Annotated in this window: 18 protein-coding genes and 1 pseudogene; 13 read left to right on the top strand and 6 right to left on the bottom strand. The window is 34.3% G+C overall.

Going from position 1 to position 11,035, the window contains the following annotated elements; genetic code table 11:
* The first annotated feature begins 250 nt into the window (after positions 1 to 250).
* The gene (locus IGJ34_RS09750; protein WP_430597353.1) at positions 251 to 1,435 is read left to right on the top strand and encodes an IS110 family transposase; all 1,185 of its coding nucleotides are present in this window, start codon (positions 251 to 253) and stop codon (positions 1,433 to 1,435) included.
* Between the two features lie 83 nt (positions 1,436 to 1,518).
* Positions 1,519 to 1,698, top strand: a pseudogene (locus IGJ34_RS09745) (hypothetical protein); the annotation flags it as partial.
* Positions 1,699 to 1,794: 96 nt separating this feature from the next.
* On the opposite strand, the gene IGJ34_RS09740 reads toward IGJ34_RS09745, so the two are convergent.
* The 5 genes from IGJ34_RS09740 to IGJ34_RS09720 form a co-directional block, all read right to left on the bottom strand.
* Positions 1,795 to 1,995: a cold-shock protein gene (locus IGJ34_RS09740; RefSeq protein WP_010760878.1), complete on the bottom strand. Its 201-nt coding sequence runs from the start codon at positions 1,993 to 1,995 to the stop codon at positions 1,795 to 1,797.
* A gap of 477 nt (positions 1,996 to 2,472) precedes the next feature.
* Positions 2,473 to 3,603: a hypothetical protein gene (locus tag IGJ34_RS09735; protein WP_430597352.1), complete on the bottom strand. Its 1,131-nt coding sequence runs from the start codon at positions 3,601 to 3,603 to the stop codon at positions 2,473 to 2,475.
* 466 nt (positions 3,604 to 4,069) lie between these two features.
* Complete coding sequence (locus IGJ34_RS09730) at positions 4,070 to 5,212, bottom strand: tyrosine-type recombinase/integrase (RefSeq protein ID WP_430597351.1); 1,143 nt, start codon at positions 5,210 to 5,212, stop codon at positions 4,070 to 4,072.
* 13 nt (positions 5,213 to 5,225) lie between these two features.
* Positions 5,226 to 5,903, bottom strand: a complete 678-nt coding sequence (locus tag IGJ34_RS09725; RefSeq protein WP_430597350.1) for an ImmA/IrrE family metallo-endopeptidase — start codon at positions 5,901 to 5,903, stop codon at positions 5,226 to 5,228.
* 11 nt (positions 5,904 to 5,914) lie between these two features.
* The gene (locus IGJ34_RS09720) at positions 5,915 to 6,289 is read right to left on the bottom strand and encodes a helix-turn-helix domain-containing protein (protein ID WP_430597349.1); all 375 of its coding nucleotides are present in this window, start codon (positions 6,287 to 6,289) and stop codon (positions 5,915 to 5,917) included.
* Positions 6,290 to 6,578: 289 nt separating this feature from the next.
* Here IGJ34_RS09720 and IGJ34_RS09715 point away from each other — a divergent pair, with 289 nt between their 5' ends.
* From IGJ34_RS09715 to IGJ34_RS09705, 3 genes are read left to right on the top strand one after another with little or no spacing between them, the layout of a single operon-like run.
* The gene (locus IGJ34_RS09715) at positions 6,579 to 6,782 is read left to right on the top strand and encodes a helix-turn-helix domain-containing protein (protein WP_430597348.1); all 204 of its coding nucleotides are present in this window, start codon (positions 6,579 to 6,581) and stop codon (positions 6,780 to 6,782) included.
* An 18-nt stretch (positions 6,783 to 6,800) separates the two neighbouring features.
* Complete coding sequence (locus IGJ34_RS09710) at positions 6,801 to 7,100, top strand: hypothetical protein (RefSeq protein ID WP_430597347.1); 300 nt, start codon at positions 6,801 to 6,803, stop codon at positions 7,098 to 7,100.
* On the top strand, positions 7,093 to 7,257 hold the full coding sequence (locus IGJ34_RS09705) for a hypothetical protein (protein WP_430597346.1): 165 nt from the start codon (positions 7,093 to 7,095) through the stop codon (positions 7,255 to 7,257). The genes IGJ34_RS09710 and IGJ34_RS09705 overlap by 8 nt, the downstream gene beginning before the upstream one ends.
* A gap of 175 nt (positions 7,258 to 7,432) precedes the next feature.
* Here IGJ34_RS09705 and IGJ34_RS09700 read toward each other — a convergent pair whose 3' ends face one another.
* Positions 7,433 to 8,056, bottom strand: coding sequence for a hypothetical protein (locus tag IGJ34_RS09700; RefSeq protein ID WP_430597345.1), 624 nt, complete (start codon positions 8,054 to 8,056; stop codon positions 7,433 to 7,435).
* A gap of 74 nt (positions 8,057 to 8,130) precedes the next feature.
* On the opposite strand from IGJ34_RS09700, the gene IGJ34_RS09695 reads away from it, so the two are divergent.
* From IGJ34_RS09695 to IGJ34_RS09660, 8 genes are all read left to right on the top strand, one after another.
* Positions 8,131 to 8,316 carry a hypothetical protein gene (locus IGJ34_RS09695; protein WP_430597344.1) on the top strand — a complete coding sequence of 62 codons (186 nt, stop codon included), beginning with the start codon at positions 8,131 to 8,133 and terminating at the stop codon, positions 8,314 to 8,316.
* Positions 8,317 to 8,520 (top strand): hypothetical protein, encoded by a 204-nt coding sequence (locus tag IGJ34_RS09690; RefSeq protein WP_430597343.1) that lies wholly within the window; start codon positions 8,317 to 8,319, stop codon positions 8,518 to 8,520.
* A gap of 12 nt (positions 8,521 to 8,532) precedes the next feature.
* Positions 8,533 to 8,757 carry a helix-turn-helix transcriptional regulator gene (locus tag IGJ34_RS09685; RefSeq protein WP_430597342.1) on the top strand — a complete coding sequence of 75 codons (225 nt, stop codon included), beginning with the start codon at positions 8,533 to 8,535 and terminating at the stop codon, positions 8,755 to 8,757.
* A 1-nt stretch (position 8,758) separates the two neighbouring features.
* The gene (locus IGJ34_RS09680; protein ID WP_430597341.1) at positions 8,759 to 9,007 is read left to right on the top strand and encodes a hypothetical protein; all 249 of its coding nucleotides are present in this window, start codon (positions 8,759 to 8,761) and stop codon (positions 9,005 to 9,007) included.
* A complete protein-coding gene (locus IGJ34_RS09675) occupies positions 9,008 to 9,694 on the top strand; it encodes a Rha family transcriptional regulator (protein ID WP_430597340.1) in 687 nt (228 codons plus the stop codon).
* A 26-nt stretch (positions 9,695 to 9,720) separates the two neighbouring features.
* A complete protein-coding gene (locus IGJ34_RS09670; protein ID WP_430597339.1) occupies positions 9,721 to 10,044 on the top strand; it encodes a hypothetical protein in 324 nt (107 codons plus the stop codon).
* 71 nt (positions 10,045 to 10,115) lie between these two features.
* The gene (locus tag IGJ34_RS09665) at positions 10,116 to 10,415 is read left to right on the top strand and encodes a hypothetical protein (RefSeq protein ID WP_430597337.1); all 300 of its coding nucleotides are present in this window, start codon (positions 10,116 to 10,118) and stop codon (positions 10,413 to 10,415) included.
* The gene (locus tag IGJ34_RS09660) at positions 10,412 to 11,035 is read left to right on the top strand and encodes an ERF family protein (RefSeq protein WP_430597336.1); all 624 of its coding nucleotides are present in this window, start codon (positions 10,412 to 10,414) and stop codon (positions 11,033 to 11,035) included. The genes IGJ34_RS09665 and IGJ34_RS09660 overlap by 4 nt, the downstream gene beginning before the upstream one ends.

Genomic DNA, 11,035 nt, shown 5'->3' with positions numbered 1-11,035 from the left:
CCTCACCAAACAGAATGAAAACGAAAGTGATCGACCTGCAGGCTTTTTCCTGTCATACTTAGAGATGACAGGAGTGGCTTGTAGGTCGATCACTTATTTAGGTTCTGCTCCAAGTAACCTTGAGGGACAAACTAGATCATTCTACTTATTTGCACCAATCATTAGGTCATAGAACCTGCGTATAAAAATAAATTGTTTCTATAAGTAGAATAACCTCTTCTGTAATTTTTTTCAAGGAGGAATGTTGAAAATGGAAGATGTACTTCGTTCTTGTTGTGCTGGATTAGACATCCATCAAAAAGTAATTGTTGCGTGCATTATTCGTTCTGCTGAAGGGAAAAAACGCCCAGAAAAATTCTTTGGTAGTTTTGATACGACAACTCGTGGTCTTTTTGACCTATCTGATTGGTTGACTTCTTACGAAGTCACACATATAAGTATGGAAAGTACCGGTGTTTATTGGAAATGCGTGTGGCGGATTTTACAGAATCATTTTGAGCTGCAGTTAGCGAATCCTCGTCACATCAAAAATATTCCAGGAAAAAAAACGGATATGAAAGATGCGGAATGGATTGCTCGTCTCACACGATTAGGAGTCGTTCCTACAAGTTTTGTTCCACCAGAACCTATTCAAGAATTGAGAGATTTAACACGTTATCGCAAACATTTAGTGGAAGATTTGAATCGGGAAAAAAATCGAGGTCACATGGTATTGCAGAATGCTGGAATCAAATTAACCTCAGTGATTAAAGATATTTATGGAAAATCTGGCAGAGGGTTACTCTATGCTTTGGTTAAAAACAAGCGAATCACAGAAACACTTATTCTCGAATGTGTTTATACAACATTACGCAGAAAAGTTCCTCATTTGCTCGAATCCTTAGAAGGGTTTATGACGCCTCATTATCGTAAAATGTTATCTCTTCATCTCACTCAAATTGAGTGCTTAGAAAAACAATTAGTAGAAGTCGAAGAAACAATAAACGACTATCTCGTTCCTTATGAAGAATACTTAGAACGTTTAGAGGAAATCCCAGGAATTAATCGAAGGACGGTGGCAGTTGTACTCGCAGAAGTGGGGATAGATGTGTCTGTTTTTCCCTCAGCTGGACATTTAGCTTCATGGGCAGGAGCGAGTCCAGGAAATAATCAAAGTGCTGGAAAGACACGAAGTAAACGTGTAGGGAAAGGAAATTCTTATCTAAAGAAGGTCTTAGCGCAAGGGGCCCTGGCCGTTTCCCAAGGGAAACCCAATCGAAACCAAGCATTTTTCTTTCGGGTAAGAAGAAATGCTGGACACAAAAAAGCGGTTGTTGCGACCGTTCATTTAATAATACGTATCATTTATCGGATGTTTTCCGATCAGTCCCGCTATAATGAACTTGGAGGAAGTTATTTACAAAATAGAAAGAACACTCTAACATTTAGTCGCTAAAGCGTTCTAGACCAATTATAGCTAACTACGCATTAGGTAGGAGGTAGCTTTTTTTGCTTTTTTTACAAGTTTAGTTTTCGTATAAGAAGTGTTTAACTCCGAGAAATAAGAAGGAATTCACGAAAATTGCTCTTCAAATTTTTGTGCCCAAGTAGGTACTGTGCACCATCAACTCGTTCTTTGTTGTGTTTTACAACAATTTCAGATTATTTCCGAAGGAGTTGCTTCTGCGCCCACCGTTTAATCGGTTACTAAGAGCCTGAAACATAACCTTTTTAGTTATGTTTCAGGCTCTTTATTTTTTGAGTTATAAAAAAACCTGACGACTAGTCGTCAGGTTTTGAATTTACTAAAGTTAATTAAGCTTTGTTAACGTTAGTAGCTTGAGGGCCACGTTGGCCTTCTTCAACGTCGAAAGTCACTGCTTGACCTTCTTCTAAAGTTTTGAATCCGTCGCCTTGGATAGCTGAGAAATGTACGAATACATCGTTACCGTTTTCTGCAGTGATAAATCCAAAACCTTTGTCTGAGTTAAACCATTTTACTGTACCTGTTTCCATAATAAAAATCCTCCTTGTGATATACACATATTTTGCAATTACTTGAAAGGTGAAAATGTGGAAGATGTTTATTTGAAACAGCTACACATATATTACCGAACAAAAACTACACTCTTACTATAGCATATTTAGGCCCACTTGGCTAGTAATATCTCTCCTAAAAATAAAAATTTGTTAAGAAATGAGGATTAATTGTCAAAATAAGTGTATTTCTGTTATAGTATAGTAGTATTGAGCGTTAAATATGAAAGTAATGATAGAGTTATATCGTAGAAATCTATTCCGAAGGCGCAGCCTTGGAGCTGCATAGATTTGAAAGTAGGAAGGGTTCAGATTGTTTAGATGAGAATAAGGTTATCCTTACTAATAGATAGTTTTTACATGGTTTTATAGCTAACAAAATATTTAATTAACTTAATTAAAGAGCCACTCAACGTATCTGTTGAGTGGCTCTTGTCCATTTCATAGGTGAAATTCTTAGTAGCGCAGAACCGCTAATAAAGTTTTTTCATCTGGAACGGCTTTTTGATCTAGCACAAACACTTTTCCGCCTGTTCTAAGAACATTATCGGTTACTTTGTTCAAGACTTTTCGACGGTCAAATTCTTCTGTTGACATGTCAGTTGTTTCATTAACAAAATTAGCCGTGGAGATGAAGAAATGGGATACCTTCCCTTCATCAGAAGCAGGTACGATATCAACAAGTTGATCAACGAATTTTTTGTCTAATAATTGATTATAAGCTGCTGTTTCTATTGCTTCTAATTCTTGATTGATTTTATAAGCACCTTTTTCGATGTCCTGAAATGAAACTTGGGCAGGAGAAAGTGAAACAGAGGCATCTGTTACGAAGTAAGGATTTTTTGCAATTTTTTTAAATAATGTTTGATTTTCAGGCAAAGCGTATAAGCGAATAGGTAAATTATCAGGGTTTGAGAATGTGTCCTTTAAGTAACTATCGATGGCTTGATAATAGTTAGTCCAATCAATTTTTACTTCTTCATCTTTGGTGTTGACACCATGATAAGCAACGCCTTCTTTAGATGAACCATTGTACCCGTTTCCGCCTTGAATAGAGTAGTTCATACTGCCACCAGTCAACTCATCACCTAAAGTGCCCACAAGATCAGTTGGTGCATCAGCAGGTAATTCAATCGCTTTTACCCGATTGTTTTCAACTAAATACAGTTGCATAGCATCACGGTTTAAAGCCATTAAATAGTAACGATAGTTGAATTGGTTATTTTTGATGATGCCTAGGAGATAAGGTCGGTCGTCAACGTAATATTGATTGTCAACGGGAACATTTAATCGATGAATAAAGATGTCTTTTTCACTTATAATGATGGATACACTTTTTGTTGCATTACGCCAAAATGAAGCATCAGCAAGCAATGCATCGATTTTTTCTTGAAATGGCACCCAAGACAAGTCAGTATACTTTTTTTCGAAGCGGACTTTTGCAGCTTTAGCAAAATTTTTTAATACTAAAGAATCTTTTTCGACATCTTGGTGAGCGACATGAGTATTTAGAATAAATGTTACAAAGGGACCTTGAACTTCGTCAGAGAACAGAACAGATAAATTGTCTTTTTCTTGATCTAACATAATACATTCCTCCTAAATTTAAAGATGTAACAAGCTATTCGATGAAGCCTATAATGCTCAAGTAACCATTAGTAGCTACTATTAAAAGTGTAGCACAGGCATAAAAATGTTGGAACTAATAAGGGTTAGAAGAATAGAAACAAAAGCAAATCATAAAGAATCATTGTATGAGTAATTCCTCATAGTTTTTTTATGAAATACAAAATAGGGATTCATTTTTATTTTAAGGAGAGATGCTAATATGTCCTCATGCCAATTATCCCGAATTGGTTTTTCATACTTACTCCTACCAAGAGTAAATAACAACCTTCATTTCCACCACAGACGACGGTCGTGGTGGTTTTTTTATACTTTTGAAAGCTATGTATGACGGTCATTTTTATATTTTAACAGTTATTTTATATTTTAGGTTTTATCAGTTTGAAAGTGTTTTTCCACAAACTTTCCACAGCTATGGGTAAAAAAATTAAAGCTTATCAAGTATTTCAGCGAACATATCCCCTGTTTCAATTTCTTTGTTTTTCAATAAATGAGTATAGGTATCTAATGTTGTGGTAATTTTCTTGTGTCCTAATCGTTCCGATACATATTTTGGATCTGCTCCCTCAGCAAGTAAAAAAGTAGCGTGAGTGTGGCGCAAACCGTGTATAGTGATGTTTCGTATAGTAGTTTCACCGTGCTGATCGTTTATAGTGGTAATAATTTTATCAAAAGCGTACCTAGCATTCACTGGGCTATACGGATTATCGTATTCGTTGTTGAATAAATAATCGGTTGAATGAGTAAATCTAGCAGCTACTTTTAATTGCTTTAATAAAGAGATTACATTTTTGTGCACAGAAATGATTCTTCTACTAGTATATGTTTTTGTTTTTCCTAGCCCATTAGCATTTCTAGATTTGTTAATATCGATCTTGCTATTTTCAAAATCAACGTCATTCCAGGTTAGACCTAAAGCCTCCCCAATTCTCATTCCTGTATTTAAGATTAGATTAAATAAAGTTCTGTTGGTTAAACTCTCATTGACTAACTGAGCATTGAATAGCTTCAATTCATTTTTTGTAAATGCCTTGATTACTTTTTCTTCAGTAGGTAGTTTTATACCGCTTAGTCTATTACGATCAAGTTTTTCGTGTTCTACGGCTGCATTTGTCATTGTCATAAAACGTCTATGATAGAGACGAACAGTTGCAGGTTTGTAAACCTCTAGTAACTGATCAATAAATAATCTTTTATAAGTCACTTTATCTAACTTAGCGTACTTTTGAGTACCTAATTTCGGAACAATGGCTTTTTTTATTGCTTGATTAGTGTTCTGTAGTGTACTTGGCGACCATGTATCTTTATAAAAATTAAACCATTCCGTCGACCATGCTTCTACGGTCATATTTTTACTGTCAAACAATTGAAGGTTTCCATTCTCAATCTGATTAGTAACATCTAATAACTCTGCATATGCTTTTTTTTCAGACGAAAAGCTTGATTTGCTAGCTTCTACACGTTTGCCAAGCGAATTATAGTAAGGGTATCTATATCCCCAGAAAGTGCCTTTTTTATTTGTATAAGAATAGACATGCTTAAATCTTTCAGACCAAATTTTCTTTACCATAAAAAAATCCCTCCTACATACTGTTTTCAAAATCTAATAGTATTTGTTTTTTTACCACTGATCCGTAACCTGATAACGCCATATTGATATGTTGTCTGCCACCAGTGTTCTGGAATCTTTTAATCAAACTAGAAGCATACTCCGAATCGTAGCCAAAATGATTCATGCAAAATTGAATTAACCTATTATAAAGAGCTGCATTACTAATCCTTAAGTTATCTGCCATTTTATAAAATGAGTAATCAGTTTCTAAATATTTGACTATAACTATATCTGGGAGCATTAAGACGCCAGCTCCCGCATTAGCTAAATTCTCTTGTTCTAATTCTTCCGTGGTATAAAAAGTGGGATTATTATCTACATTAAATAATTTTTGAGTTTTGAGTTTATAATTCATATCAAAGAGAATGTGGTTGCACTCGTGACTTTTACTAAATCTTTTTCTAGGTTCATAAACATCAGGGTTAATAAATATCGCTATGCTATTTTCGCTCCTAACAGTTACACCTAGAAAAAATTCAGATTCAATTTTCGGGATATTTTCAAATACTTTAATATTGTTCTTTTCTACGAAGTCGCTAAAAAAATCATCAAAACAATAACTCAGAGGATTAGTATCTGTCCTTAATAAAAATTGGTTAGCAACTATATTGGTTAGGCAAAGTCTATTTTCAACATCTTCATTTGTCATAAGCGGCACTCCTATTTGTTTTTATTCTCTTCGTCCAAATCTTTCATTGTCTCAGATATGAACCCCATCAAATCTGTAACTTGTTTGCGATACAGTTCTTTCTTTCCTTCTGGAATTTCACTTTCACCACGTCTAAACATCATCAATAATTCATCTTCATGTTTATCAAGCGGTTTTTCAGAAATGTGATGGTCATCGGTTCTACCTAATAAATAATCTACTGATACATCGAAATAATCAGCAATTTCCTCTAAACGTTCTGTAGAAGGATTAGAGTTTTTCAATCTATATAAGACATTTTTACCGTATCCCAACTCTTCTTCAACTTTATTCAATGATTTTCCTTGATTCTTTGCTAATAACTTTATCCTCTCAAACGTTGTCATATCAATATTCCTTTCGCCCAAGAAAAAATAAATTAACAAATAATGTTAAAATCGTTGACGAAATTAACAAATGGTGTTAATATTTATCTTGTAAACAGATTTAACAACTATAAGCATAACAAAATCCGATTGATTAAAAACGCTGTCCGCCAAGAAAGCAACTAGATCAATGTGTTTTGCATCTTATTTTGTCATGGGTATATTTTAACATTACATGTTAAAAACGTCAATAAAATTTACAAAATAGTTGTTAAATTTGTTTACTAAACATAGGAAAGGAGATCAATTAATGGCTGAAATTGCGGAAATTACTCTACAAGATAGAGAAAAAATTAAAAACTATGTTAAAAATTCTAATTTTTTAACATACACAATGTTAGCTGAAAGATTTGGTGTTAGTAAAAGCGAGTTGTCTTTAATCATCAATGGTAAAAAGACATCAGCAGAAGCAAACAAAATCATCGATTCGATTATTACGATGTATGAATTGTGATAAAGGAGAGGAGCTTAGATGGAAGAAGAAGCAGGATTAAAAAGAGCTTTGTATGATCTGGTCTATAAAATTTTATCCAAAATGCTTAAAGAATCTATTGAACTTTCTATTGAAAGGTTGAATTTAGAAAAAGATACCTTTGATAGGAAAGAGATAGCCAGAAGAAATTCAATGTCATTATCTACTGCAGAACGTGAAATATTTAGTGATCCTCGAATGGTCGCTATCGAGCGTAAGAAACCCAATGGCAAATGTTATTACGAAGCTAAAGAAGCAAAACGGATTTGCAAAGAAATCATTGGTGAATGGGATGGATAAATGGTTGAAATTGGTCACCACAGCCAACCTAATCTTACTAACAGTATCGATCATCTGTTTTGCCACAGGCGAGACGGTGCAAGGCTATGCGTTATTAGCGGTGATGTATACATGTTGTGTAGTAGATAGAATACAGAAAACAGGAGGAGAAGAATGAAAAGGATTGTCTATAAAATTTTACCAGTATTTGTAATTGATTTGTACATTAAAAAAATAAAACGCCCACCTTGTATCAAGTGCGAAGGAATAGGCGTTTTAAATATCAATGATAAAGAATATATTTGTGAAAATTGCGCTCTGATTATGAGTGAGCTAAGTTGCAAAAGTAATACCTAGACTTGATTCCATATGTTCAAAATGAATTCTGCATCCATTTCTAATTCAAGAATACTCTCTGATCGTAACGGACTAGATTCAATTACTTTTCCATTCTGAAAATTGAATACACAGTATTTTTGATTATCAGGGACAGAGAAATTTTTTTCGGCGAGTTGCATCAAAGTTAATGTTGCGTTGATATTTCGTTTATCAATTTTGTTCGATGTAGATCTTTTCTTATAGTTGTTCTTTACTAGCATTGGTTCACCGTTAATGGACAATCCAAATTCGGGGGAAGCATTAACATATAGATCGTCTCTAAGTTTCCAAAATGACTGACCTGTCTGGAAATATTCAACTTCGTTTGAATTGATAAATCGCTTGTAAGTTTTTACAGCTGCGATATAATTCTTTAGTTTTTTCTCGTCAGTAGTTCGTTCAATTAAATCGTCTAAAGTTTCGATGGGTAATCCATTCTCGTGGATACGTTTAATCTCGTCTCGCAACGGTTTCCAGTAATCTTTAGCAGGATGATAGTCTGAATCGTTTTTGACTTCTTTGATGTAATTTATTTTAGCACTTGTACTGACTTTAGTAGAAAATGTTAAGAATTGTGTTAGCGACATATTTATGGACATATATTTTCACCACCTTTCTATATAAAGTATACCAAGGTGAATGATTTCTAACAATACAGAAAGGAGCAACCGAAATGAAAATTGACAAGGAACGATATGAAGAGTTATTGCAAACAGAAAAATTTTTGAAAATTCTATATGAATTAGGGTTTCAAGATACATTATTACACCGTATCGCTTTTGATATTAGTGTAGGCAAAGAAATTACAAATTGGACAATAGAAGAATTTCAAATTGATAGAAAGGTAGGTAGAAACTAAATGAAACTAATATCAAAAAATCTAAACAAAATTACCTATATTGTTTATGTAATCGGCATGATTCTACTCTTAACGTTAGATGTTAATAGTAAAGTTTGCCTAGGCTATTCTTTGTTATTGATGACCTATAGCTTAGTAGCTGAGTATTTATCATTTAACGTTTGGATTGCAGAGGATGCGCTTAGAACATATAAAAAAGACTAGGAGGAACCGATCATGTTTAAAAAGAAAGAACCAGTATATGTAAGTCACCTTAACGAGATCAGACGTGCTAAAGGATTGTCAGTTGAAACATTAGCCGAAAAAGTCGGTGTGTCCAAACAAACAATTGACAGTATTGAGTTAGGGAAACACAAATTATCACTGGAATTAGCTTATGAGATTTCAGGCGCTTTGGATTGCCGTGTCGAAGAAGTGTTTCCGAGAGTAGGAGGGAAATAGAATGTCAGCGCCAGCGAGATTGAGAGTAGCATCAGCAAACGTGATTACACTTCCTAAGAATCACAAGATGTACAAGGCTAGAAAGAAAATTGCAACAGATTTAGAAATAGGCGATCAAGCATTGATTGATTGCGATGTAGTCGTAAGGATTGTAAATAAGGGTAACTGCTCTGCGGTAGTGGAAGATGCATATCATAACCGTACAAATATTAGTTTTGATCGGTTGAGTAAATTGGAAGGGGAAATATAAATGCAAGAACTAGTAATAATGAAAAATAAAGAAGCTGTAACTACTAGTTTGCAAGTAGCTGATAGCTTCAACAAGAAACATCAACATGTATTAAGAGACATTGATACATTGCAAGAAGATGTGTCCAATTTTGGACAGATGTTTATAGAAGGGACTGAACCTGATTTATATGGGAGACCAAGACGAATCTATTTTATCAGTCGTGATGGCTTCTTCCTTTTAGCGATGGGATTTACTGGAAAAAAAGCAATTGGATTTAAGCAAAAATATATACAAGCGTTTAACGATATGGAAGACACAATTAGAAAAAATACAGTTCCTCAAACAATTGAAGATATGATGATTTATCAATTAGAAGACATGAAAGAAGTAAAGAAAGACGTAACTGTTTTAAAAGACACGATGCGGATCACTGGGCAACAAGAATTCGAAATTAAGCAGCAGTCCAATAAGAAAGTAGTAGAGTGTCTTGGTGGGAAAGATAGTCCAGCTTATAAACGACATGCTAAAAAAGTATTCTCAAACTACTGGAAAGATTTTAAACAGTATTTCCACCTACCAAGATATGGAGAACTACCAAGAATCAAGTTTGATGATGCTTTAGCATACATTGACGAATGGTTACCAGATACAGATTTACGCTTGTTGATCAAAGAAGCGAATAGACAACGTGAATTATTTGAATAAAAAAAGACCGATAGGAGCAAATGGTAATGAATGAAGAGATGTTATATCTAGTTAATTTTTTAGCAAGCATTAAAAATAGCAAAAGTTATGTGGTTAATTTTGAATTCAATAATTATATCTATCTCACATTTAGTTTACAGTTGGAATTTGTTAGAGAAGGATTTAGAGATAACGCAGTGTGCATTGAGCGTGATGCTTGGAAAGGACTTTTTGTAAATGTCGGAAGTAGCTATAAACCGATTAAAACAATAAAGATTGATTCGGATTGGGTCGGAGAGGCATTAGTAGTAGCGCAACACGAATTAGCAAAAATGAATTGGGTTCCAATTGAAATTGAAAAAGACCGATAGGATGGCAGTCCTGTCAGTCGATAACGAAAATATATTAACAAAATTATACCACGGAAAGGTGGATTTTGACAATGACACCAAAAGAAGCAGAAGCATTGGACCATTACTTGACTACTCCGCCAGAAGATTTTTACCAGGAGTATGGAGACGAAATAGATGATACAGCGAATTGGAACATAGATGATTTCGGAAATGTCGTATACGAGAGTGATTGGGTATTCGTTATGTATTTTAAGCATATGGATATCGAAAAGAAACTAGTAGGTAGCCAAGAAGGATTCATGACCGCATTAGACGAATATGATCCATCAAATCTAATTGCTGAAAAATTAGAAATTATCAGTGGGAAAGAGTGGTTGAACAAACAATGAAATTTAGTGAAACGAGACAAGAAATATTCAAAGCATTAGCTCTATTTAGAAAAAACCTAAAACAACCAAAAAAAGATGCTGACAATCCTTTCTTTAAAAGTAAATACGTTCCTTTAGAGAACGTGACAGAAGCTATTGACTTAGCGATAGAAGGTACAGGAATGAGTTACACACAAGAAGTAACAAGTGCTTCCAACAACCAAGTTTCAGTTGCCACATTAGTAACTCACGAAAGCGGAGAGTATATTTTATACGATCCACTAACTGTTAATACATCTAAAATTGATGTCCAAGCTTTTGGGTCTGCCGAAACATACGCACGAAGATATACACTAGGTGCAGTATTCGGCGTTACTAGTGAGCTGGATGATGACGGAAATGAAGCAGTTAAAAATGCGCCTAAGATGATATCAGACTTAGAAATACAAAAGTTAAACAAACAAATCGAAACATTCTCTTTAGAACACGAAACTAGCGAGGAAAAGACTTATAAAGCAGCACAGAAAAAAACGAATATCCACAAAAGTGTTGAACAACTCACAAATGAAGAATACGGCATTATATCAAATTGCCTAATTCAAATTAGCAAAAATCTAAAAAAAGAAGCTAAAGAGAAGTGA

This window comes from Enterococcus sp. AZ177, assembly GCF_050544585.1.
GTDB classification, from domain to species: domain Bacteria; phylum Bacillota; class Bacilli; order Lactobacillales; family Enterococcaceae; genus Enterococcus_L; species Enterococcus_L plantarum.
This window is presented reverse-complemented; position numbering and strand designations above follow the sequence as displayed.

Excerpts from the sequence above, each read along its gene's own strand:
- IGJ34_RS09685 (WP_430597342.1), top strand. The coding sequence starts at position 8,533 with ATGTTTAAAAAGAAAGAACCAGTATATGTAAGTCACCTTAACGAGATC.
- IGJ34_RS09715 (WP_430597348.1), top strand. The coding sequence starts at position 6,579 with ATGGCTGAAATTGCGGAAATTACTCTACAAGATAGAGAAAAAATTAAA.
- IGJ34_RS09670 (WP_430597339.1), top strand. The coding sequence starts at position 9,721 with ATGAATGAAGAGATGTTATATCTAGTTAATTTTTTAGCAAGCATTAAA.
- IGJ34_RS09695 (WP_430597344.1), top strand. The coding sequence starts at position 8,131 with ATGAAAATTGACAAGGAACGATATGAAGAGTTATTGCAAACAGAAAAA.
- IGJ34_RS09665 (WP_430597337.1), top strand. The coding sequence starts at position 10,116 with ATGACACCAAAAGAAGCAGAAGCATTGGACCATTACTTGACTACTCCG.
- IGJ34_RS09700 (WP_430597345.1), bottom strand. The coding sequence starts at position 8,056 with ATGTCCATAAATATGTCGCTAACACAATTCTTAACATTTTCTACTAAA.
- IGJ34_RS09705 (WP_430597346.1), top strand. The coding sequence starts at position 7,093 with ATGGATAAATGGTTGAAATTGGTCACCACAGCCAACCTAATCTTACTA.
- IGJ34_RS09725 (WP_430597350.1), bottom strand. The coding sequence starts at position 5,903 with ATGACAAATGAAGATGTTGAAAATAGACTTTGCCTAACCAATATAGTT.
- IGJ34_RS09740 (WP_010760878.1), bottom strand. The coding sequence starts at position 1,995 with ATGGAAACAGGTACAGTAAAATGGTTTAACTCAGACAAAGGTTTTGGA.
- IGJ34_RS09750 (WP_430597353.1), top strand. The coding sequence starts at position 251 with ATGGAAGATGTACTTCGTTCTTGTTGTGCTGGATTAGACATCCATCAA.
- IGJ34_RS09720 (WP_430597349.1), bottom strand. The coding sequence starts at position 6,289 with ATGACAACGTTTGAGAGGATAAAGTTATTAGCAAAGAATCAAGGAAAA.
- IGJ34_RS09710 (WP_430597347.1), top strand. The coding sequence starts at position 6,801 with ATGGAAGAAGAAGCAGGATTAAAAAGAGCTTTGTATGATCTGGTCTAT.
- IGJ34_RS09735 (WP_430597352.1), bottom strand. The coding sequence starts at position 3,603 with ATGTTAGATCAAGAAAAAGACAATTTATCTGTTCTGTTCTCTGACGAA.
- IGJ34_RS09730 (WP_430597351.1), bottom strand. The coding sequence starts at position 5,212 with ATGGTAAAGAAAATTTGGTCTGAAAGATTTAAGCATGTCTATTCTTAT.
- IGJ34_RS09675 (WP_430597340.1), top strand. The coding sequence starts at position 9,008 with ATGCAAGAACTAGTAATAATGAAAAATAAAGAAGCTGTAACTACTAGT.
- IGJ34_RS09660 (WP_430597336.1), top strand. The coding sequence starts at position 10,412 with ATGAAATTTAGTGAAACGAGACAAGAAATATTCAAAGCATTAGCTCTA.
- IGJ34_RS09680 (WP_430597341.1), top strand. The coding sequence starts at position 8,759 with ATGTCAGCGCCAGCGAGATTGAGAGTAGCATCAGCAAACGTGATTACA.
- IGJ34_RS09690 (WP_430597343.1), top strand. The coding sequence starts at position 8,317 with ATGAAACTAATATCAAAAAATCTAAACAAAATTACCTATATTGTTTAT.